The sequence below is a fragment of the Variovorax boronicumulans genome (assembly GCF_009811375.1).
Taxonomy (GTDB): domain Bacteria; phylum Pseudomonadota; class Gammaproteobacteria; order Burkholderiales; family Burkholderiaceae_C; genus Variovorax; species Variovorax boronicumulans.
The window spans coordinates 217132-237960 of sequence record NZ_BKDH01000004.1; the positions used below are offsets into that span (position 1 = coordinate 217132).

The 20829-nt window shown below is 68.2% G+C and carries 19 protein-coding genes; 13 read left to right on the plus strand and 6 right to left on the minus strand.

Features of this window, described 5'->3' with window-relative positions; genetic code table 11:
- Nucleotides 1-8 precede the first annotated feature (8 nt).
- From VHAB30_RS26075 to VHAB30_RS26085, 3 genes are all read right to left on the minus strand, one after another.
- Nucleotides 9-1364: a M20/M25/M40 family metallo-hydrolase gene (locus tag VHAB30_RS26075; RefSeq protein ID WP_159279099.1), complete on the minus strand. Its 1356-nt coding sequence runs from the start codon at nucleotides 1362-1364 to the stop codon at nucleotides 9-11.
- Between the two features lie 105 nt (nucleotides 1365-1469).
- Nucleotides 1470-2201 carry a 16S rRNA (uracil(1498)-N(3))-methyltransferase gene (locus tag VHAB30_RS26080; RefSeq protein WP_159279100.1) on the minus strand — a complete coding sequence of 244 codons (732 nt, stop codon included), beginning with the start codon at nucleotides 2199-2201 and terminating at the stop codon, nucleotides 1470-1472.
- Between the two features lie 79 nt (nucleotides 2202-2280).
- Nucleotides 2281-3378, minus strand: coding sequence for an aminoglycoside phosphotransferase family protein (locus tag VHAB30_RS26085; RefSeq protein WP_159274212.1), 1098 nt, complete (start codon nucleotides 3376-3378; stop codon nucleotides 2281-2283).
- A gap of 132 nt (nucleotides 3379-3510) precedes the next feature.
- Between VHAB30_RS26085 and VHAB30_RS26090 the strand changes: the two genes are divergently transcribed.
- Genes VHAB30_RS26090 through VHAB30_RS31000 form a run of 4 tightly spaced genes read left to right on the plus strand, consistent with a single transcriptional unit; the run spans nucleotide 3511 to nucleotide 8561 of the window.
- On the plus strand, nucleotides 3511-6102 hold the full coding sequence (locus VHAB30_RS26090) for an LPS-assembly protein LptD (protein ID WP_159279101.1): 2592 nt from the start codon (nucleotides 3511-3513) through the stop codon (nucleotides 6100-6102).
- Between the two features lie 19 nt (nucleotides 6103-6121).
- On the plus strand, nucleotides 6122-7525 hold the full coding sequence (locus tag VHAB30_RS26095; protein ID WP_159279102.1) for a peptidylprolyl isomerase: 1404 nt from the start codon (nucleotides 6122-6124) through the stop codon (nucleotides 7523-7525).
- A gap of 26 nt (nucleotides 7526-7551) precedes the next feature.
- Nucleotides 7552-8319, plus strand: a complete 768-nt coding sequence (gene rsmA, locus VHAB30_RS26100; RefSeq protein ID WP_159274209.1) for a 16S rRNA (adenine(1518)-N(6)/adenine(1519)-N(6))-dimethyltransferase RsmA — start codon at nucleotides 7552-7554, stop codon at nucleotides 8317-8319.
- Nucleotides 8316-8561, plus strand: coding sequence for a hypothetical protein (locus tag VHAB30_RS31000; RefSeq protein WP_174250289.1), 246 nt, complete (start codon nucleotides 8316-8318; stop codon nucleotides 8559-8561). Before rsmA ends, VHAB30_RS31000 begins: the two co-directional genes overlap by 4 nt.
- A 43-nt stretch (nucleotides 8562-8604) precedes the next feature.
- Here VHAB30_RS31000 and VHAB30_RS26105 read toward each other — a convergent pair whose 3' ends face one another.
- The 3 genes from VHAB30_RS26105 to VHAB30_RS26115 all read right to left on the minus strand — a co-directional run bounded on the left by VHAB30_RS26105 (nucleotide 8605) and on the right by VHAB30_RS26115 (nucleotide 12023).
- Nucleotides 8605-9030 (minus strand): barstar family protein, encoded by a 426-nt coding sequence (locus tag VHAB30_RS26105; RefSeq protein ID WP_095747788.1) that lies wholly within the window; start codon nucleotides 9028-9030, stop codon nucleotides 8605-8607.
- 50 nt (nucleotides 9031-9080) lie between these two features.
- A complete protein-coding gene (locus tag VHAB30_RS26110) occupies nucleotides 9081-9494 on the minus strand; it encodes a ribonuclease domain-containing protein (protein WP_056574987.1) in 414 nt (137 codons plus the stop codon).
- 180 nt (nucleotides 9495-9674) lie between these two features.
- Nucleotides 9675-12023, minus strand: a complete 2349-nt coding sequence (locus VHAB30_RS26115) for an NADP-dependent malic enzyme (RefSeq protein ID WP_062473579.1) — start codon at nucleotides 12021-12023, stop codon at nucleotides 9675-9677.
- A gap of 176 nt (nucleotides 12024-12199) precedes the next feature.
- Between VHAB30_RS26115 and VHAB30_RS26120 the strand changes: the two genes are divergently transcribed.
- The 9 genes from VHAB30_RS26120 (at nucleotide 12200) to VHAB30_RS26160 (ending at nucleotide 20760) form a co-directional block, all read left to right on the plus strand.
- Entirely contained in the window at nucleotides 12200-13249 is a 1050-nt protein-coding gene (locus VHAB30_RS26120; protein ID WP_062473577.1) for an SPFH domain-containing protein, read from the plus strand.
- Nucleotides 13250-13355: 106 nt separating this feature from the next.
- Complete coding sequence (locus VHAB30_RS26125; protein WP_159279103.1) at nucleotides 13356-14837, plus strand: DUF4178 domain-containing protein; 1482 nt, start codon at nucleotides 13356-13358, stop codon at nucleotides 14835-14837.
- 63 nt (nucleotides 14838-14900) lie between these two features.
- Entirely contained in the window at nucleotides 14901-15119 is a 219-nt protein-coding gene (locus VHAB30_RS26130; protein WP_062473571.1) for a DUF350 domain-containing protein, read from the plus strand.
- Entirely contained in the window at nucleotides 15116-16672 is a 1557-nt protein-coding gene (locus VHAB30_RS26135; protein WP_390904044.1) for a polyamine aminopropyltransferase, read from the plus strand. Before VHAB30_RS26130 ends, VHAB30_RS26135 begins: the two co-directional genes overlap by 4 nt.
- 7 nt (nucleotides 16673-16679) lie before the next feature.
- Nucleotides 16680-18290: an FAD-dependent oxidoreductase gene (locus VHAB30_RS26140; protein ID WP_159279104.1), complete on the plus strand. Its 1611-nt coding sequence runs from the start codon at nucleotides 16680-16682 to the stop codon at nucleotides 18288-18290.
- A complete protein-coding gene (locus VHAB30_RS26145) occupies nucleotides 18287-19426 on the plus strand; it encodes a saccharopine dehydrogenase family protein (RefSeq protein ID WP_159279105.1) in 1140 nt (379 codons plus the stop codon). Before VHAB30_RS26140 ends, VHAB30_RS26145 begins: the two co-directional genes overlap by 4 nt.
- Before the next feature lie 7 nt (nucleotides 19427-19433).
- Nucleotides 19434-19913, plus strand: coding sequence for an SRPBCC family protein (locus VHAB30_RS26150; protein ID WP_235926923.1), 480 nt, complete (start codon nucleotides 19434-19436; stop codon nucleotides 19911-19913).
- Nucleotides 19910-20287: a DoxX-like family protein gene (locus tag VHAB30_RS26155; RefSeq protein WP_159279107.1), complete on the plus strand. Its 378-nt coding sequence runs from the start codon at nucleotides 19910-19912 to the stop codon at nucleotides 20285-20287. The genes VHAB30_RS26150 and VHAB30_RS26155 overlap by 4 nt, the downstream gene beginning before the upstream one ends.
- Nucleotides 20284-20760: a DUF2269 family protein gene (locus VHAB30_RS26160; RefSeq protein ID WP_159279108.1), complete on the plus strand. Its 477-nt coding sequence runs from the start codon at nucleotides 20284-20286 to the stop codon at nucleotides 20758-20760. The genes VHAB30_RS26155 and VHAB30_RS26160 overlap by 4 nt, the downstream gene beginning before the upstream one ends.
- The last annotated feature ends 69 nt before the right edge of the window (nucleotides 20761-20829 follow it).

Consider the following 20829-nt stretch of genomic DNA (forward strand, 5'->3'; position numbering starts at 1 on the left):
GTGACAAATTACTTGCTGCGTGCTGCGCGTTTCTGCAGGAGCGCGGGACTGACGCCCTGCACACCGACCAGGCCGAGCACGGTGACGAGCGAATTCTGCGCGCCTTTCCATGCATCTGTCACGTCAATCGACTCGCCCAACGAGTGGAATCCGCCCGACTTGCCGCCGCCGCCGATGATGATGGCCGGGATGCCCAGCGAAATGGGAACGTTCGCATCCGTGCTGCCGCCGCGCAGCAGCGTCTTGTGGCCGAAAGCACTGTTGGCGCGCGTGGCGGCCTCGACGATCACCGAGTCGGGCGGCGTGCGGCCGCCCGGGCGGTCGCCGATGAGCTTGGTGCTCACGCTCAGGCTGCTCACGTTCCAGCGCTTGTTCTCTTCCGCCACGGCCTCGTCGAGCGTGGCGAGGATCTTCTTCTCGGTCTCGAGCAGCGAGGCCATGTCGTCCGAGCGGATGTCGATGGCCATGCGCGCATCGGGCGCGATGGTGTTCACCGAGGTGCCGCCGCCGACGGTGCCGACGGTGAAGGTGGTCTTGGGGAAGCTGGGCGTGCGCACCTCGGCGATCTTGGCGATGGCGCGGCCCATGCCGTGGATCGCGCTGGGCACCTGTCCGAAGGCGCCGAAGCTGTGGCCGCCCGGGCCCTTGAAGGTGACTTCGTAGCGGTGGCTCGCGGTGCCGAGCACCAGCACGTGGCCGTCGGGCGAGGGCTCGAGGCCGACCATGCCGTCGATGTCCAGGTGGTCGCGGAAGATGGCCTTCATGCCGCGCAGGTTGCCCAGCTCTTCCTCGCCGACGTTGGCAACGATCATCAGGTCGCCCACGGTCTGGATCTTGTTGTCGTTGAGCACCTTGAGCCACGACAGCAGCACCGACAGGCCGCGCGTGTCGTCACCGATGCCGGGCGCGAAGAGCTTGCCGTCGCGCTCCTTCACCTTGACGTCGGTGCCCGCCGGAAAGACCGTGTCGAGGTGCGCGGAGATCAGCAGCTTGGGGCCGTTGCCCGTGCCCTTGCGCAGGCCGACCACGTTGCCTTCGGCGTCGATCTTCGCGTCAGGCAGGCCGAGCGCCTTCAGTCGCGCCAGGAAGGCTTCGGCGCGCTTCTGTTCCTTGAAGGGCGGCGCTTCGATCTCCGTCAGCGTCTTCAGCTCCTCGACCGTGCGTTCGTGGTCGGCCTTGACCGATTCCAGCAGCTTGCGGATCGCGGGCGACGCCATGAGCTGGGTGTAGGCCTGGTCGACCGCGGGGCTGACTTGCGCCGGTGTGGGCGCGACGGCCTGGCTTTGGGCATGAACGGCGGGCATGGCGCACAGCGCGGCCAGGACGAGGGGGGCGAGACGAAACGCGCGGGATGAACGAGGCATGGGGGGAGCGGTCCTTCCGGGAGGCGGATTGAACAAGAAAAAACGAAGCGGCCATTGTTCCGCAGGCGCCCGGTGTGCGCCTCGCGGAAAACACCCCCGAACCGCTCAGGCGCCGACGAGCGACACCAGCGCCGCGAGTGCCGCGGTTTCTGCGCGCAGCACCCGCGCGCCGAGCGTGGCCGGTGCGAAGCCGCGCGCGATGGCGTCCTGCTCCTCGCTGGCGCTGAGGCCGCCTTCGGGGCCGCTCAGCACGAGCGCGGGCTGCGTGCTCGGGATGTCCGTGGCCACGGCGGTGACGGCGCGCGTGGCCTCGGCTAGGCTCAGCACGAGTCGCGTCGTTGTCGTATCCGTGGCGGTAGCGCCGCCGAGCCAGCCCGCGAAGGACTGCACCGGATGGATCACTGGCACGCGGTTGCGCCCGCATTGCTCGCAGGCCGCAACGGCGATGGCTTCCCAGTGCGCCCGTTTCTTTTCGGCGCGCTCGCCCGACAAGCGGAGTACGCCGTGCGCCGTGGCCAGCGGCTGGATGCTGGTCACGCCGAGCTCGGTGGCCTTCTCGACCAGCCAGTCCATGCGCTCGTTGGCCGGCATGCCGACCGCCAGGTGCACGGCGCGGGCCGCTTCGCGCTCGACGGGCGTGTGGTCGCCGACCGTCACAGCGACCTCGCTGCGGCCCATGCGCTCGACCGTCGCGGCGTACTCGCCGCCCGCGCCATCGAACAGGGTGAGCGTGTCGCCGGGCTGCATGCGCAGCACCTGCACATGGCGCGCGGCGCCCGGCGGCAGCGCCAGGCTGGCGCCGACGGTCAGCGGCACGGAGCAGTGAAAACGGGGCATGCGATGAGATCAGGAACTGACGGCGCCCGTGGTGCGGGCGCTACAGCGATTTTCTTTTTCGGCTTTTTTCAGTTTCTCTTCAGACTCGGCCGTAGGCGAAGCCGGTCACGGCCGTGGTGCCCTCGACCTCGTCGATCACGCGCAGCAGCGGCTTCAGCTCGATGTAGCGGCTTGCGGTGGCGCGGATGTAAGCGATGAAGCGAGGTGTGTCGGCCAGGTAGCGCGGCTTGCCGTCGCGCAGCGTGAGGCGCGCGAAGATGCCGGCCACCTTGAGGTGGCGCTGCAGACCCATCCATTCGACCGCGCGATAGAAGGCGCCGAAGTCCTCGTCGACCGGCAGCCCGGCCTTGCGCGCGGCGGTCCAGTAGCGGATGGTGATGTCGAGCACGAACTCCTCGTCCCAGCTGAGGAAGGCGTCGCGCATCAGGCTGGCGATGTCGTAGGTGATCGGGCCGTAGACGGCGTCCTGGAAGTCGAGCACGCCCAGCGGCTGGCCGGCATCGTCGCCCACCATCAGGTTGCGCGGCATGAAGTCGCGGTGCACGTACACGCTCGGCGACGCGAGGTTGTTCTCGACGATCAGCGCGAAGGCGCGGTCCAGCCGCTCCTTCAGCTGGCCTTCCACGGCCACGCCGCGGTGCTTGCCGATGTACCACTCGGGGAAGAGCGCCAGTTCGCGCTCGAGCAGGGCCCGGTCATAGGGCGGCAGCACGCCGGGCTTGGAGGCGAGCTGCCAGCGGATCAGCGCGTCGATGGCCAGGTCGTAGAGCGGCCGGTTGGCGTCCGGGCGGGCCGGGTCGATCACGTCGAGCATGGTCTGGCGGCCCAGGTCATCGAGCAGCAGGAAGCCGTGGTCGCGGTCCCATTCGAGCACCTGTGGCGCCGTCACGCCGGCTTCGGCCATCAGTTGCGCCACCTGCACGAAGGGGGCGCTGTTTTCCTTGTCGGGGGGCGCATCCATCACGATGCGCGTGCCGCCGTCGGTGGTGTCGAGGCGGAAGTAGCGGCGAAAGCTCGCGTCGGCCGAGGCCAGCCGGACGGTGTCCGGGCGCAGTTGCCGGGTGTCGGCAATGCCGGCCAGCCAGCCCCGGAACGCTTCGGCCCGCTGCGGATCTGTCCAGAGAATGGCCTGGGCGGGGTGTGGGGTCGTGGACGCCGGGGTCGAAGGTGCTGTCATGGATAATCAATTCTACAAATCCGCCTGGCGCGGCACCCCTGCTCGAGGTCGATCCGACAGGGCGGGGTGGCTGCCGGACCCCGCAACCCGCCGGCTTGCCGCGCCGTCCCGACGATTTTTCGTTCCGAATCGATGCCTACGACCCCACGCGCTGCCTTGCGACGTTCGAGCCCGCCGCTGCCACTGGCCGTGCTGTCGCTGGCGCTGCTGCACGCGCATGGCGCCTTTGCCCAGCAAGCCGGTGTGCTTGAGGGACCGCTCACGCTGAAGCGCACGCCGCTGCTCACCGAGACGCTGACGCCCGTGCAACGCAGCCAGCTGCCCAGCCTCGTCACCGGCGACCGCATTTCCGGCCGCCCCGACCTCGAGACCGTGGTCGAGGGCAATGCCACGCTGCGCCGTGGCCCGGTCGCCATCACGGCCGACCGCCTCGAGTATTACCAGCCGGACGACCGCGCCAAGGCCACCGGCAACGTGCGGGTCAACCAGGCCGGCAACGTGTACGAAGGCCCCGAGCTGGAGCTCAAGCTCGAGACCTTCGAGGGCTTCTTCAACAACGTGCGCTACCGCTTCCTCGCGACCGGCGGCCACGGCGAGGCCGAGCGCATCGACTTCGTCGACTCCAACGTCTCGATCGCGCGGCGCGCCAGCTACACCACCTGCCGCCGCGAGGACTTTCCCGGCTGGATGCCGGCTTGGCTGCTGACCGCGGCCACGCTGACCACCGACACCGAGGAAAACGAAGGCGTCGCCATCGATGCGCGCATGAGCTTCATGGGCATCACGACGCCGCCGATCCCGCGCGTGACCTTCCCGCTGTCCAACGAGCGCAAGAGCGGCCTGCTGCCGCCCACCATCGGGCTGGACAACACCAACGGCTTCGAGGTCGCGCAGCCCTACTACTGGAACATCGCGCCCAACCGCGACGCCACCTTCACGCCCACGCTGATGAGCAAGCGCGGGCTCAACCTGGCCAGTGAGTTCCGCTATCTCGAGAAGGACTACAGCGGCAGCATCCGCCTGGACCTGATGGGCAGCGACCGCCTCGTGGGCCAGCGCTACAACGAGGCGCGCGCCGAGCAGCTGCAGAAGCTGAACAACGGCGAGATCGCGCTCAAGGACCTGAACTTCGGCAAGCCGCCCGACAGCAGCAAGCGCTGGGGCCTGTGGCTCAATCACCACCACGACTTCGACGCCAAGGCGCTGGGCCTGGACTCGCTGTCCGCCAGCCTCAACATCAACCGCGTCAGCGACAACGACTACTGGCGCGACTTCACGCGCACGCCGACGCTCGCGCAGCGCCAGCTGCCGAACGATGCCTCGCTGAACTGGTCCAAGGGCGACTGGAGCGGCGCCGTGCGCGCCCTGCGCTACCAGACGCTGCAGTACAACCTGTCGCCGGTCGTGCCCTCGTACGACCGCGTGCCGCAGATCACGGCCAACTACGCCAAGTACGACTGGCACGGCTTCGACGTCTCGCTGAACACCGACTACTCGCGCTTTCGCGTCAACAGCATCCTGGCCGGCCAGCCCGGCTTCGACCTCATCCAGCAGTCGCAGCCCGACGGTGACCGCGTGTTCGCGCAGGCGGCGATCAGCCGGCCGTTCCTCACGCCGAGCTCCTTCGTCATCCCCAAGCTGCAGCTGCACGCGACCTCGTACAACTACTACCTGCCGCAGTCGTCCATTCCGAAGGTGTCGGTCAATGGCATCGACTACGTGAACGGGATGCCGTACAACCCGAGCCAGCTGTACTTCTTCCCGACCTCGTCGAACCGCGTCGTGCCGACCTTCAGCCTGGACAGCGGCCTGGTCTTCGAGCGCGACGCCAGCTACTTCGGCCGCGCCTTCCGCCAGACGCTGGAGCCGCGCGCGTACTACGTGTACACGCCGTACCGCAACCAGAGCATGCTGCCGAACTACGATTCGGCCGCCAACGACTTCAGCTTTGCGACCATCTACACCGAGAACGCGTTCTCGGGCGCGGACCGCATCTCGGACACCAACGCGCTCACGCTGGGCGTCACGTCCCGCCTGATCGACCCGGGCACCGGCGTGGAAGCCGTACGCTTCGGCATCGCGCAGCGCTTCCGTTTCGCTGACCAGAAAGTCACGCTGCCGGGCGTCGCGCCGGTCACCGACCGCACCAGCGACCTGCTGCTGGGCGCCCAGATCAACTGGACGCCCAAGTGGAGCCTGGACACGCTGCTCCAGTACAACCCCGATTCGCGCCGCTCCACGCGCAGCGCGATCAGCGCGCGCTACAACCCGGGGCCGTACCGCAACCTCAGCGCCGCCTTCCGCTACCAGGCGCCGAGCACGCCCACCGCCACCGACGGCAACAAGTCGATCGACTTCGGCTGGCAATGGCCACTCAACGACCTGTGGGGCGACAAGGGCAAGGACCTCGGGCCGGGCAAGGGCGAAGGCGGTGGCCGCTGGTACGCCGTGGGCCGCCTGAACTACAGCCTGCAGGACAAGAAGCTCACGGACGGCGTGCTCGGGGTCGAGTACGACGGCTGCTGCTGGATCAGCCGTGTGGTGCTGCAGCGCATCACCACCGGCCAGGTGACGGCCAACACCCGCATCATGTTCCAGCTCGAATTCGTCGGTTTCTCCAGCATCGGCTCGAGCCCGATGCAGGCGCTGCGACAGAACATCCAGCGCTACCAGCCGCTGCGTCAACCGACCGAAGCCCCGAGCCGCTTCACCAATTACGACTGAAACGACGACCGTCCACGCCATGAAACACATCCGTTCCCTCATCACCCTGGGTTGCCTTGCGGCCATCGCCGCAACGGCCGGCGCACAGGGCTTTCGTTCCGGCAGCGGCATCACGGACATCATGCGTGCCGGTCCCCGGATCGTGCCGCCGGCGGCGCGCCCTGCAGCTCCCGCGGCGGCGCCGGTGCAGCGCGCGGCCGAGTACATCGTGGCGCTGGTCAACTCCGAGCCCATCACCAACACCGAGGTGCAGTCACGTGTCACGCGTCTGATCCGCGAGAACCCGGACGCCGAGCGCGTGCCGCGCGCCGAACTCACGCGCCTCGTGCTGGAGCGCCTGATCACCGAGCGCGCGCAGCTGCAGCTGGCGAAGGAAAACGGCATCAAGGTCGATGACGTGGCGATCGACCAGGCCGAGCAGACCGTGGCCCGCCAGAACGAGATCAGCCTCACCGAGCTGCGCAGCCGCGTCGCGGCCGAGGGCATCTCGCCGCGCGAATTCCGCAACGACCTGCGCGACCAGCTGCTGCTCACGCGACTGCGCGACCGCGAGGTCGAGTCCAAGGTCAAGATCAGCGACACCGAGGCCGACGAGTACCTGCGCGAACAGCGCGAGAGCGCCGTCAAGAACAACGCCCTGCTCAACCTCAACATCGCCCAGCTGCTGGTGGCCGTGCCCGAGAACGCCACCGAGGCGCAGGTCGCAACCGCACAGAAGAAGGCCACCGACCTCGCGCAGCGCGCGCGCAGCGGTGAAGACTTCGCCAAGCTGGTGCGCGAGAACTCCGACTCGCCCGACCGCGCCAACGGCGGCGCGCTCGGCCTGCGCAGCGCCGACCGCTATCCGCCCGTGTTCGTCGAGGCCACGCAATCGACCGCGGTGAACGGCATCGCCGGGCCTGTGCGCTCGGGCGCCGGCTTCCACGTGCTCAAGGTGCTGACCAAGGCGCAGGTGGGTTCGTCGGATGCGTCCATCACCCAGACCCAGGTGCGCCACATCCTGCTGCTGAACGACCCCAAGCGCACGACCGCGCAGGCGGTGGCCCAGCTGCAGGAATTCAAGCGCCGCGTGCAGGCCGGTACCGCCGACTTCGCCGGCCTGGCGCGCGACAACTCGCAGGACGCGAGTGCCAAGGAAGGCGGCGACCTCGGCTGGTCGCGCCCCGGCCAGTTCGTGCCCGAGTTCGAGGAAGCCATGGACCGGCTCACGCCGGGCCAGATCAGCGACCCCGTGGTGTCGCGCTTCGGCGTTCACCTGATCCAGGTGGTCGGCCGCCGCGAAGCCAAGCTGAGCCAGTCGGAGCAGCGCGAAGCCGCGCGTGCCGCGCTGCGCGAACAGCGCGTCGAAGAAGCCTTCACCACCTGGGTGCAGGAAGTGCGCGCGCGCGCCTACGTCGAATACCGCGAGACGCCGCAGTCCTGATGGCCGCGGCAGCGTCTTAGGTCGCGATGGCACAGCACATTGCAAGAAAGCGGTTCGGACAGCACTTCCTGTCCGACGGCGGGATCATCGACGGGATCGTGCAGGCGATCGCGCCGCAACCCGGCGACGCGATGGTCGAGATCGGGCCGGGGCTGGCGGCGCTCACGCAGCCGCTGGTCGAACGGCTCGGCCGGCTCACGGTCATCGAGCTCGACCGCGACCTGGCCAAGCGGCTGCGCGAACATCCGCAGCTGGATGTCATCGAGTCGGACGTGCTCAAGGTCGACTTCGCCGAACTCGCGGCCAAGGCCGAGCCGAAGCCGCTGCGCGTGGTGGGCAACCTGCCCTACAACATCTCCACGCCGATCCTGTTCCACCTGCTGGGCTATGCCCACCTGATCGCCGACCAGCACTTCATGCTGCAAAAGGAAGTGATCGACCGCATGGTGGCCCGGCCCGCCACCTCGGACTACAGCCGCCTGAGCGTGATGCTGCAGTGGCGCTACGACATGGAGAACGTGCTGTTCGTGCCGCCCGAGAGCTTCGACCCGCCCCCGCGCGTCGACAGCGCCGTGGTGCGCATGGTGCCGCTCGCGCAGCCGCCGGCGGTCGATGCGGCGCGGCTCGGCGAGATCGTGCAGGTGGCCTTCAGCCAGCGCCGCAAGATCCTGCGGCACACGCTGGGCAAATGGCTGGGGGAGCATGGCTTCGCCGGCGAGTTCGACATCCAGCGCCGCGCCGAAGAGGTGCCGGTGGCCGAATACGTTGCACTGGCCCAGGCCGTTCCCCCATGAAAAAAGCCCGTCGACGACGGGCTTTTTTTGTGGCGGCGAGCGGTTGCAGTTACGCAGCTGCCAGCCAGTACCCCGCATTGAAGGGGCTGCTCATGCGCAGCGCCAGGGGCGACACGTCGACGAGCTTGTCGGTCGGCATTTTCTCGCCGGCCGGCTCGGTGCTGGCGGCGGGCGTGGCCGCGGCGGCTGCCGTGGCGGTGGTGTTGACTTCGATGCCATCGAGGGTTTCAGCGGTCGGCTGAGCCTCGTTCGCCCGTTCTGCTTGGCTGGTGGATGCAGAACGGGCTACAGAAAAGAATAGAAGCAGCGGAACGGGACCTTGCGATCGCCCCAGTAGTCCGAAGCGTCGCGGAAGATGTCGAGCAGTTGCTCGCGCGCTTCCTTGTCGAACTTGGCGTTGGCCGGGATCTGTTCGAGCACGATGACGAAACCAGGCTGCGGGCCCGATTTATGCAACGGGTCGGTCATGCAGTCGTACAGCGCGTCGAAGTTCTTGCCGAAGTGCGCCGGGAAGGTGAACTGCTGGGCAATCAGGTCGAGCACGTCCTGCTTGGTCTGGGCGTTGCCCAGGTTGGCGTACAGGAAGTGCTGGCCGGCCGCGTTGGCGGCATCCTGCAGGTCGTTCACGCGAAACGCGCGGATCGATTGCACGATGTTCGGGCGTACGGCTCGAAGGGATAAGGTCATATCCGCTGGTCTTTCCATAGTCATCATCATCTCGTCGGGGCGCTTCGGGGCGCCGCTCAGGTCGTTGTCATCGCTCATGGCGCAATCCGTCTGAAACTCGCATAGTGGTCCGCCGTGTACCAGCAGGCTTCGGGCGCCGTGCGCTGCTCGCCACCGCAAACGATCCGCCGGGCACCGCGGTTGCGCGCGCCGGGCGTTGGCACCGTGTACTCGCGGTAATGCCCGCGGCGTGCCGCTGGCAGGATGCGTTCGCGATTGCCGAATACCGTGCCGTCTTTGTCGTACCGGAAGGGGCCACCGTCAAGGATGGCCTGGTAGGTTCGCTGGCCCTGGACCGGCAGATCGGTCAGGGCAATCGATGCCTCGGAGGACGTTTTGTCGGCGCCGAACCATCCGCGGGCCTCGGCCCCCGTCGTCAGAGCCACCAGCATCAAGCTGGTGAGCGCAAACTTAGTGACAGAGGACGTGATCGAGGCGTAAGCCGCCATGGGGCACCACAAGAAAAGAGCGGGGGGTTTGAATTGCGCTCAACCTCGGGGTTAACCCGCAAATTCAAGCCCGCGAGTGTGCACCACGCTGGCGAAAATAGCAAGCGACTGCCCAAAGTTTGAGCAGTCGCGGGGGCAGAAAGCGACGCCTTAAGTTGGCGTCCACTCTCGCCAAATGGCCTATCTCTCGGCGTTTGCGTCGGCCACTGTCAAGGCTGTCATGTTCACGATGCGGCGAACAGTCGCGCTCGCCGTGAGAATGTGCACAGGTTTGGCCGCGCCGAGCAGAACCGGGCCGATGGCGATGTTGCCGCCGGCCGCGGTCTTGAGCAGGTTGTAAGAAATGTTGGCAGCGTCGATGTTGGGGAACACCAGCAGGTTGGCGTCGCCCGCGAGCGCGCTGTGCGGCATGACGACCGCGCGCTGCTTGCTGTCCAGGGCCACGTCGCCGTGCATTTCGCCGTCCACCTCGAGCCAGGGTGCCTGCACGCGCAGCAGGTCGAGCGTCTTGCGCATCTTGACGGCGCTGGGCTCGTTGCTGGTGCCGAAGTTGGAGTGCGACAGCAGCGCGGCCTTCGGCTTGAGGCCGAAACGCATCATTTCCTCGGCCGCCATGGTCGTGATCTCGGCCAGTTCCTCGGGCGTCGGGTCGTAGTTGACATGGGTGTCGACCAGGAACACCTGGCGGTCGGGCAGCAGCAGGCCGTTCATGCAGGCGTACACCGGCACGTCCTGCGGGGTGCTGGCGCAGCCGCCGGGGCGCTTGCCGATCACTTGGTCGATGTAGTGCAGGTGGATCAGCGTGGTGCCCCAGGTGCCGCAGATCATGCCGTCGACCTCGCCCTTGTGCAGCAGCATGGCGCCGATCAGCGTGAGGCGGCGGCGCATCTCGATCTTGGCGGTCTGCACCGTCTGGCCCTTGCGCTCGGTCATGCGGTGGTAGGTCTGCCAGAAGTCGCGGTAGCGGTGGTCCTGCTCGACGTTGACCACGTCATAGTCGAGCTCTTCCTTCAGGCGCAGGCCGAACTTCTCGATGCGCTGGGCGATGATGGCCGGACGGCCGATCAGCGTCGGGCGCGCCAGGCCTTCGTCCACCACGATCTGCGCGGCGCGCAGCACGCGTTCTTCCTCGCCTTCGCAGTAGGCCACGCGCTTCTTCGGCGCGCGCTTGGCGGCGTCGAAGATCGGCTTCATGGTGGTGCCCGAGGCGTAGACGAAGCTCTGCAGCTTGTCGCGGTAGGCGTCCAGGTCCTTGATCGGGCGCAGCGCCACGCCGCTTTCCTCGGCCGCCTTGGCCACGGCCGGCGCGATCTTCATCATCAGGCGCGGGTCGAAGGGCTTGGGAATCAGGTATTCGGGGCCGAAGCTCAGCTTTTCACCGGCGTAGGCGGCGGCCACGCGTTCGCTCTGCTCGGCCTGGGCCAGCTCGGCGATGGCGTGCACCGCGGCAATTTCCATCTCGTCGGTGATGGTGGTGGCGCCCGAGTCGAGCGCGCCGCGGAAGATGTACGGGAAGCACAGGACGTTGTTGACCTGGTTCGGGTAGTCGGTGCGGCCCGTGGCCATGATCACGTCGTTGCGCACCGCATGGGCGTCTTCGGGCGCGATCTCGGGGTTCGGGTTGGCCAGCGCGAAGATCACCGGCTTGGGCGCCATCTTGGCGACCATTTCCGGCTTGAGCACGCCGCCGGCCGACAGGCCGAGGAACACGTCGGCGCCGGCGATCACTTCCGACAGCTTGCGCATGTCGGTCTTTTGCATGTACTGGCGCTTGTCGTCGTCCATCAGCTCTTCGCGGCCTTCGTAGACCACGCCGGCCAGATCGGTGACGAACACGTTTTCGCGCTTCAGGCCCACCTTGAGCAGCAGGTTCAGGCAGGCCAGCGCCGCGGCGCCCGCGCCCGAGGTGACCAGCTTCACTTCGGCGATGTTCTTGCCGGCCACCTTCAGGCCGTTGAGCATGGCGGCCGCCACGGTGATGGCCGTGCCGTGCTGGTCGTCGTGGAACACCGGGATCTTCATGCGCTTGCGCAGCTCGCGCTCGACATAGAAGCAGTCCGGGGCCTTGATGTCTTCCAGGTTGATGGCGCCGAAGGTGGGCTCCAGCGAGGCGATGATCTCGACCAGCTTGACCGGGTCCTTCTCGTCGATCTCGATGTCGAACACGTCGACGCCGGCGAATTTCTTGAAGAGAACGCCCTTGCCTTCCATCACCGGCTTGGAGGCCAGCGGGCCGATGTCGCCCAGGCCCAGCACGGCGGTGCCGTTGGAAATGACACCCACGAGGTTGCCGCGCGAGGTGTACTTGAAGGCGTTGGCCGGGTCCTTGACGATTTCCTCGCAGGGCGCGGCCACGCCGGGCGAGTAGGCCAGCGACAGGTCGCGCTGGTTGACCATCTGCTTGGTCGCCGCGATGGCGATCTTGCCGGGGACGGGAAACTCGTGGTACTCGAGGGCGGCACGGCGCAACAGGGCGCGCTTGTCTTCCGGGGTGGGGGTCGAAGGGGACGATGCGGTCGAATCGGACATGTGCCGTTGCTCCTGGTGGCGCTTCTTCTGGGGGCGCCGATTGTAGACCTCGGTCCATACCGCCCTACGCCGCATGGCCGGTGGCAGGCATGACCAAAAGCACGGGGCACCGTCAAGGCCCTGTGGCAATATGTGTGGCTGGGACACAAACCGACAACATCTCGAGAGGAACGACCATGGCCCTGATGGATTTCATCAAGAAACAGTTCATCGACATCATCCAGTGGACCGAGTCCGGCGATGGCACGCTGGCCTGGCGTTTCCCGATGGCCGAGATGGAAATCCAGAACGGCGCCTCGCTCACCGTGCGCGAGTCGCAGATGGCGGTGTTCGTCAACGAAGGCCAGGTGGCCGACGTGTTCGGCCCCGGCATGTACAAGCTCACGACGCAGACGCTGCCCGTGCTCACGTACCTGAAGAACTGGGACAAGCTCTTCGAATCCCCCTTCAAGAGCGACGTCTATTTCTTCAGCACCCGCCAGCAGGTCGACCAGAAGTGGGGCACGCCCCAGCCGATCACGATCCGCGACAAGGACTTCGGCGCCGTGCGCCTGCGCGCCTTCGGCAACTACAGCTTCCGCATCGGCGACCCGAAGCTGTTCCACACCGAAATCTCCGGCACGCGCGACATCTACTCCGTGGCCGACCTCGACGGCCAGCTGCGCGGCCTGGTGCTGCAGAACATCAGCAACGCCATCGCCTCCAGCGGCCTGCCCTTCCTGGACCTGGCGGCCAACCAGATCCAGTTCGCGACCGCGCTGGCCACCCAGCTGGTGCCCGAGTTCGAAAAGATCGGCATCAAGCTCGAGAACATCACGGTCCAGAACGTCTCGCTGCCCGAAGAGCTGCAGAAGATCCTCGACCAGAAGATCGGCATGGGCATGGTCGGCAACGACATGGGCAAGTTCATGCAGTACCAGACGGCGCAGGCCATCCCCAAGTTCGCCGAAGGCGCAGCGGGTGGCAGCGGCATCGCGGGCGACGCGATGGGCCTGGGTGCCGGCGTGGCGCTCGGCCAGGTGCTGGCGCAGAACCTCGCGCAGGGCCTGAGCCCGAACGCCGCGGCCCAGGCCGCGGCCACGACGCAGCAGCCGGCCGTGGCCGTGGTGAGCGCCGCCGACGTGATGACCACGCTCGAGAAGCTCGGCGAACTCAAGACCAAGGGCATCCTCACGCAGGAAGAGTTCGACGCCAAGAAGGCCGAACTGCTGAAAAAGCTCGTCTGATTCGTCGCAATGTTTTCGATAGCGACTGACGCCCGCCCAGCGGGTGTCAGAGGCCTTTTGGGCTTGAATCATTCGTGGCCGGCCGCGCCATCGCACCCGGTGCGCCATGGCTGAGGAAACCGGCTCCCAACGCTACTACCGCGCGCCCTGCCCCGGCTGCGGCGCACCGGTCGAATTCCGCTCGGCGCAATCGACGCACGCGGTCTGTCCCTATTGCCAGAGCACCGTCGTGCGCCAGGGCGAGACGCTCGCGCGCACCGGCAAGATGGCGGAGCTGTTCGACGACTTCAGTCCGCTGCAGCTGTTCGCCACCGGCCGCATCCAGGACAAGCCCTTCACGCTGATCGGCCGGCTGCAGTACACCTACCCCGGCGGGCGCTGGACCGAGTGGATCGCCGCGCTCGACGGCGACCGCACCGGCGTGCTCAGCGAGGACAACGGCGCCTACGTCTTCGCGCTGCCCTTCGACCTGCAGCGCGCCGCGCCGCCGCCGGCCGACCTGCGCGTGGGCGCCACCACCGCCTTCGCCGGCCAGAGCTACACCGTCGCCTCCAACGAAGAGGTGGCGCTGACCTCCGCGCAGGGCGAGTTGCCGCACCTGCCCGCGCTCGGCCAACCGTTCGCGATGGTCGAGCTGCGCAACGACAAGGGGCTGGTGCTCAGCATCGACTACGGCACCGCCCCGCCCACCGCGTACCTCGGGCGCTCGGTGCAGCTGGACGACCTGCAGCTCACCGGCCTGCGCGACGAATCCGCGAAGGACGAAAAGGGCCGCAGCTTCAACTGCCCGAATTGCGGCTCGCCCGTCACGGTCAACCTGGCCGACAGCAAGAGCATCACCTGCGGCTCGTGCAACAGCATCATCGACCTGTCGCAAGGCATCGGCGGCGAGCTCAAGCACGCCGAGCAGAACGAGCCGGTGCGCCCGCTCATCGCGCTGGGCAGCATGGGCCAGTTGCAGGGCGCGCAGTGGCAGGTGGTGGGCTTCCAGCACCGCATGGGCCAGGAGCCCGGCGACGACGAGCAGTTCGGCTGGGACGAGTACCTGCTGTACAACAAGAAGCGCGGCTTCAGCTTCCTGGTCGATGCCGAAGACGGCTGGAGCATGGTCAAGCCGACCACCGGCGCGCCCGTGATGGCCGAGAACGGCACCACCGCCACCTACCTCAACAAGCGCTACCAGCAGCAGTACGCCTACAACGCCGAAACCACCTACGTGGCCGGCGAGTTCTACTGGCAGGTCGAGCGCGGACAGAAGACCTTCAACCGCGACTTCGCCAGCGGCGGCGCGCTGCTCTCGATGGAGCGCTCGGCCAACGAGCTGACGTGGTCGTCGGGCAGCAAGATCGACAGCGGCGCCGTGGCCACGGCCTTCAAGCTCGACGCCAAGAAAGACCTGTTCTCGCGCGGCGACGCGCTGCCCGTGAGCGCCGCGTCGGGCATGGGTTGCGGCACGATCATCCTCGTCATCGTGGTCATCCTCTTCGTGCTGATCATGATGAGCAATTGCGGCGGCGGCTCCTCGAGCGGATACCGCAGCTCGGGCGGTTCGTACGGCGGCTACTCGAGCGGCGGCGGCCACAAATGACGAAGATCGCGCGCAGGCATTGCTCTCTTGTTTCTCTCTTTATTGCTACGACTGGAGGTCCCCATGGGAATTGAATGGCTGAAACCGGGCGTGGTCCTCGGATCGCTCGTGTATGCGCTGATCGGCGTGGTGGTCTTCTGGATCTGCTTTCTGATCATCGACAAGATCACCCCCTATGACCTGTGGGGCGAGATCGTCGAGAAGCAGAACAGGGCGCTGGCGCTCGTCGTGGCCGCCATGTGCCTGGGCATCAGCGTCATCGTGGCCGCAGCAATCCATTGAGCGACGCGGCCCTGCCCGCGCGCACCCCGGATGCGCGGGGGCCGCAACCCGTGGAGATCGCGCTGCTCGCCAGCGTGTTCGTCGTCGCGGCCTGCGGCCTCGTCTACGAACTGAGCGCGGCCGCGCTGAGCTCCTACCTGCTCGGCGACTCGGTGCTGCAGTTCAGCACCATCATCGGCACCTACCTGTTCGCCATGGGCGTGGGCTCGTGGCTCTCGCGCTACTTCGACCGGCAGCTGCCGGCGCACTTCCTTCGCATCGAACTGCTCGTGGCGCTGATCGGCGGCGCGCTGCCGGCGATCCTGTTCCTGGCCAACGCCTACGTGCCGGGCGCGTTCCGGCTGCTGCTGTACGGCCTCGTGGTGGTGGTGGGCACGCTGGTGGGGCTCGAGATTCCGCTGGTGATGCGCATCCTCAAGCGCAACATCGTGCTCAAGGACCTCGTGTCGCAGGTGCTGACCTTCGACTACCTGGGCGCGCTTGCCGTGTCGGTCGCGTTCCCGCTGATCCTCGTGCCGCAGCTGGGCATGATCCGCACCGGCCTGCTGTTCGGCGTGATGAACGCCGCGGTGGCCGTGTGGGCGCTGTGGCTGTTCCGCCATGAGCTGCGCCGCGCCGGCGCGCACGCGGTGGCCTGCTTTCTCACGCTGGCCGCGCTCATCGGCGCCTTCTGGGGCGCCGACCACATCACCACGCTGGCGGAAGACAAGTTCTACCAGGACCGCATCGTCTTCAGCGCCAGCTCGCCCTACCAGCGCATCGTGGTCACGCGCGGCGCGCTCGGCCACCGGCTGTTCCTCAACGGCAACCTGCAGTTCGCCGAGCGCGACGAGTACCGCTACCACGAGGCGCTGGTGCACCCCGCGATGGCCGCGCACGGTGCGCCCAAGAAAGTCGCCGTGCTCGGCGGCGGCGACGGCATGGCGGTGCGCGAGATCCTCAAGTACCCCTCGGTCGAGTCGGTCACGCTGGTCGAGCTCGATCCGAACATGACGCAGCTCTTCACCACGCACGAGACGCTGGCCGCGCTCAACGGGCACGCGCTCTCGTCGCCGAAGGTGAAGGTGGTCAACACCGACGCGTTCCAGTGGCTGCAGCAGGAGGGCGACACCTTCGACGTCATCGTGGTCGACTTTCCCGATCCCACCAACTTCGCCATCGGCAAGCTCTACACCAACAGCTTCTACGCGCTGCTCGACCGGCGCCTGTCGGCCAGCGGCTACGCCGTGATCCAGACCACCTCGCCGCTGGTGGCGCGCAAGAGCTACTGGACCGTGGCGACCACCATCGAGTCGGTCGGCCTGAAGGCCACGCCGTACCACGCGCACGTGCCCAGCTTCGGCGAATGGGGCTACATCATCGCCAGCCACCGGCCCTACCGGCTGCCCGATGCGCTGCCGGGCGGCATGCGCTTTCTCACGCCGGCGACGCTGCCCCTGATGTTCGACTTTCCGCTCGACATGGCGCGCGTGCCGGCCGAAGTGAACCGCCTGTCGAACCAGACCCTCGTCACCACCTACGAACAGGAGTGGGGCAAGGTCATGGCGCACTAGCCGCGGCATGCAACGGCGCGACTTCCTCGGCGTGGCGGGTGCGGCGGGCGCCCTGGCGCTGGCCGGCTGCGAGGCGCCACCGCCGGTCATCGAAGGCGGCTTCACCGGCATCGATGTCGCGCGCGGCCACGCCATGCGCGACGGCGCGCTCAGGTCGCAGGCCCCGGCCACCGTCAGGCGCACCCGCGTCGTCATCGCCGGCGGCGGCGTCGCTGGCCTGGCGGCGGCGCGCGCGCTGCGCCTCGCGGGCATCGACGACTTCGCGCTGCTCGAACTCGAAGACACCGCTGGCGGCAACGCGCGCGGCGGCTCGGTCGGCGGCATCGCCTGCCCGCTCGGCGCGCACTACCTGCCCACGCCCGGCGACGACGCGCACGAGGTGCAGGACCTGCTCGAAGAACTCGGCCTGCGCCGCCGCGTGGCCGGCCGCTGGACCTACGACGAGCGCCACCTGTGTCACAGCCCGCAGGAGCGCCTGTTCTTCCGCGGTGAGTGGCAGGACGGGCTGCTGCCCGTGCACGACGTGGGTGCCGGCACGCAGGCGCAGTACCGCCGCTTCGCGCAGCGCATCGACGCCCTGCAGCACGCCGCCCACTTCGCCATTCCCACGCTGCGCTTCGCCGTCACGCCCGAGCTGCTCGCGCTCGACGCCGTGCCCTTCGCGGGCTGGCTCGACCGCGAAGGCTTCGACGACGCCCACCTGCGCTGGTACCTCGACTACTGCTGCCGCGACGACTACGGCGCCGGCATCGCGCAAGTGTCGGCCTGGGCCGGCATCCACTACTTCGCAAGCCGGCACGGCTTCCATGCGCCCGGTGACGCGAGTGGCAGCGTCAACGACACCAACCCCGACCGCGACGGCGTGCTCACCTGGCCCGAAGGCAACGGCTGGCTCACGAAGCAGCTGGCCGCGCCGCTGGGCGAGCGCCTGCACACCGGCCAGGTCGTCACGCGCATCGCCGAAGGGCGCGCGGGCGTCGAGGTCGACGCGTGGGATGCCGCATCGAAATCGATGGTGCGCTGGCAGGCCGAGCGCTGCATCGTCGCGCTGCCCGTCTTCATCGCCGCGCGCGTGGTCGAGAACCCGCCGGCGCTGCTGACGAGCGCCGCCGTGCACGTGCGCTACGCCCCGTGGCTGGTCGCCAACGTGCACCTGCGCGGCCCGCTGGCCGACCGCGTCGGCGCCGCGCCGAGCTGGGACAACGTGATCTACGGCACGCGCGGCCTCGGCTACGTCGATGCACGTCACCAGACGCTCGACCCCACGCCGCGCGGCACCGTGCTCAGCTGGTACCGCCCGCTGGGCCCGAGCGGCTACGACACCGGCGACGGCCGCCAGCTGCTGCTCGAGCGCCCGTGGACCGCATGGCGTGACGAGCTGCTGGCCGAGCTGTCGGTGCCACACCCCGACCTGCCCGCGCTCGCCACGCGCGTCGAGATCACGCGCTACGGACACGCCATGTCGATCCCGCGGCCCGGTCTGCTCGCGCAGATCGGCGCGCACGGCGACCGCGTGGCTGCGGGCCGGCTGTCGTTCGCGCACGCGGACTGGTCGGGCTATTCGATCTTCGAAGAAGCCTTCACGCGCGGCCACGTCGCCGGAGCGAACCTCGCATGAAGACACTGGTGCTCGGCGGCTACGGCAACTTCGGCGCGCGCATCAGCCGCGCGCTGGCGCAGGACCCGGGCATCGAGTTGTGGGTTGGCGGGCGTGACCTCGAACGGGCCACGGCGTTTGCGCAATCGCTGGGCGGCAGTGCACGCGGTGTGCGCGTCGATGCGCAGTCGCCCGACCTCGCGCAGGGGCTGGGTTTTCTGGGCGCCGACCTCGTCATCCACACCGCCGGCCCGTTCCAGGGCCAGGACTACCGCGTGCCGCAGGCCGTGGCAGCCGCCGGCGCGCACTACATCGACCTGGCCGACGGCCGGCGCTTCGTCTGCGACTTTCCCGCCGCGATGGACGCGGCCTTCCGCAGCGCGGGCCGCACCGCCGTGGCCGGCGCCAGCACCGTGCCCGCGCTGTCGTCGGCGGTGGTCGATCATCTCGCCGCCGGCTGGCAGAGCCTGCGCAGCATCGACATCTGCATCGCGCCGGCACAGGGCGCACCGCGCGGCGAAGCCACGCTCGCGGGCGTGCTCGCCTACTGCGGCGCGCCGATCCGCGTCTGGCAGGGCGGCCGCTGGACCGAGCAGCCCGGCTGGGCCCACCCCGCAAAAGTGCAGTTCGCCCGCATGAAGCCGCGCCGCGGCGCCTTGTGCGACATCCCCGACCTCGAGCTCTTTCCCATGCGCTACGCCGGCGTGCAGTCGGTCATGTTCCGTGCCGCACTCGAAGTCGGCCTGACCCAGCACGCCTTCGCCTTCCTGGCTTTCCTGCGCCGCACGGGCCTGCTGCGCGCACCGCAGAAGCTGGCGCCACTGCTGCACGCGACGGGCGGCGTGTTCGATGCGTTCGGCACCGCGCTGGGCGGCATGGTGGTGTGCGTCGAAGGCACCGATGCGCACGGCGCCATCGCGCGCCGCGCCTGGCACATCGCGGCCGACGACAACCACGGCCCCGAGATCCCCTGCATGGCCGCCATCCTGCTGGCCCGCCGGCTCGCGCGCGGCGAGGCGTTGCCGACGGGCGCGCACGCCTGCGCCGGCCTGCTCACGCTGCCCGAGTTCGACCCCGAGTTCGCGCGCTGGGGCATGGTGACGGATGTGATCGACGAAGGCGAAAGCGCAGCAGGCCATGGCACACCAGCGCTTTGAATTCGACATGCCGGCGCCGGCCGACGTGGTCTTCGATGCCTTCCACTATCACGTCTGGCGTGCGCGCTGGGACTCGCTGGTCGGCAACGCCCGCGTGGTGGGCGGCGCGCCCTGCCCTTTTGTGGGCGCGGAAACCGAGAACACCGGCGGCGGCTGGTTGCGGGGCCTGTCGATGCGCACGCGCTTCGTCACTTTCGACCGGCCGCATGTGGCCGCGGCTTCGATGGTCGGCCGTTCCTTTCCCTTCAGCCGCTGGGCCGCATCGATGCGGCACCGGGACACACAGCCTGGTCATTCGGTGCTGATCTACGTCTACACCATCGAAGCCGGACCGAAAGCCTTGCGCTGGCTGCTGGAGCCCGTGGTGGCCCAGGTCTTCGCGCGGCAGACACAGCGGCGCTTTGCGCGCATGCGCGACTTTCTTGCGGGACATGCGGACGAGGTCGTCCAGTGGCAACGGGCACAGCATGGGAGCGACGCGGCATGACGAAGACGCGTGACGACGACCGCCTGCTGCGCCTGAGCCTCGTCGCGGTCTGGCTCTTCACCGCCGTCGCCAGCATCGTCGAGCTCGACGGCCAGAGCCGCCGCGTGCTGGCCGATGCGGGCATCACCTCGCCGCCATGGCTGGTGCAGGCGCTGATCGTCGGCGGCGCGGCGGCCGATCTTGCGGTCGGCCTGGCGCTGTGGCTGCGACCCGGCCGCACCGTTTACCTGACCGCCTTCGCCCTGATGCTCGCCATGACGCTCGTGGCGACCGTGCTGCAGCCGGACCTGTGGCTGCACCCGCTGGGCCCGCTGCTCAAGAACCTGCCCATCGCCGCGCTGCTCTGGCATCTGTACCGACGCGCCACGCCATGAACACCTACCTCGTCCTCAAGTGGCTGCACATCGTCTCCAGCGTGCTGATGGTCGGCACGGGGCTGGGCTCGGCCTTCTACATGTTCTTTGCCAACCGCAGCGGCAGCGTGCCGGCGCAGGCGGTGGTGAGCCGGCTGGTGGTGCGGGCCGATTGGTGGTTCACCACGCCCACGGTCATCCTGCAGCCGGTCACCGGCTTCGCGCTGGCGCACATGGCGGGCTGGCCGCTGTCGACGCCGTGGCTGGCGCTGTCGCTGGGGCTGTTCGCGTTCGCGGGGGCGTGCTGGCTGCCGGTGGTGTGGCTGCAGATCCGCATGGCGGCCCTGGCGGGGCAGGCGCATCGCGAGGACACCGCGCTGCCGTCGCTGTATCTGCGCTACCAGCGCTACTGGGAGCTGCTGGGCTACCCGGCCTTCGTGGCCATGGCCATCGTGTTCTGGTTGATGGTCAACAAGCCCGCACTTTCGTTCTGACGTTCGAGACGGGCCGGTGCGCGGGCCCTGTGCGGTTTTCACGCAGACTTCACACACAGCGCCATGGCT

Bases quoted from the DNA above. Each gene is read 5' to 3' on its own strand.
- VHAB30_RS26105 (WP_095747788.1), bottom strand. From the start codon at position 9,030: ATGACTATGGAAAGACCAGCGGATATGACCTTATCCCTTCGAGCCGTA.
- VHAB30_RS26160 (WP_159279108.1), top strand. From the start codon at position 20,284: ATGAACACCTACCTCGTCCTCAAGTGGCTGCACATCGTCTCCAGCGTG.
- VHAB30_RS26115 (WP_062473579.1), bottom strand. From the start codon at position 12,023: ATGTCCGATTCGACCGCATCGTCCCCTTCGACCCCCACCCCGGAAGAC.
- VHAB30_RS26075 (WP_159279099.1), bottom strand. From the start codon at position 1,364: ATGCCTCGTTCATCCCGCGCGTTTCGTCTCGCCCCCCTCGTCCTGGCC.
- VHAB30_RS26155 (WP_159279107.1), top strand. From the start codon at position 19,910: ATGACGAAGACGCGTGACGACGACCGCCTGCTGCGCCTGAGCCTCGTC.
- VHAB30_RS26140 (WP_159279104.1), top strand. From the start codon at position 16,680: ATGCAACGGCGCGACTTCCTCGGCGTGGCGGGTGCGGCGGGCGCCCTG.
- rsmA (WP_159274209.1), top strand. From the start codon at position 7,552: ATGGCACAGCACATTGCAAGAAAGCGGTTCGGACAGCACTTCCTGTCC.
- VHAB30_RS26150 (WP_235926923.1), top strand. From the start codon at position 19,434: ATGCCGGCGCCGGCCGACGTGGTCTTCGATGCCTTCCACTATCACGTC.
- VHAB30_RS26110 (WP_056574987.1), bottom strand. From the start codon at position 9,494: ATGGCGGCTTACGCCTCGATCACGTCCTCTGTCACTAAGTTTGCGCTC.
- VHAB30_RS26125 (WP_159279103.1), top strand. From the start codon at position 13,356: ATGGCTGAGGAAACCGGCTCCCAACGCTACTACCGCGCGCCCTGCCCC.
- VHAB30_RS26130 (WP_062473571.1), top strand. From the start codon at position 14,901: ATGGGAATTGAATGGCTGAAACCGGGCGTGGTCCTCGGATCGCTCGTG.
- VHAB30_RS26120 (WP_062473577.1), top strand. From the start codon at position 12,200: ATGGCCCTGATGGATTTCATCAAGAAACAGTTCATCGACATCATCCAG.
- VHAB30_RS26095 (WP_159279102.1), top strand. From the start codon at position 6,122: ATGAAACACATCCGTTCCCTCATCACCCTGGGTTGCCTTGCGGCCATC.
- VHAB30_RS31000 (WP_174250289.1), top strand. From the start codon at position 8,316: ATGAAAAAAGCCCGTCGACGACGGGCTTTTTTTGTGGCGGCGAGCGGT.
- VHAB30_RS26090 (WP_159279101.1), top strand. From the start codon at position 3,511: ATGCCTACGACCCCACGCGCTGCCTTGCGACGTTCGAGCCCGCCGCTG.
- VHAB30_RS26145 (WP_159279105.1), top strand. From the start codon at position 18,287: ATGAAGACACTGGTGCTCGGCGGCTACGGCAACTTCGGCGCGCGCATC.
- VHAB30_RS26085 (WP_159274212.1), bottom strand. From the start codon at position 3,378: ATGACAGCACCTTCGACCCCGGCGTCCACGACCCCACACCCCGCCCAG.
- VHAB30_RS26080 (WP_159279100.1), bottom strand. From the start codon at position 2,201: ATGCCCCGTTTTCACTGCTCCGTGCCGCTGACCGTCGGCGCCAGCCTG.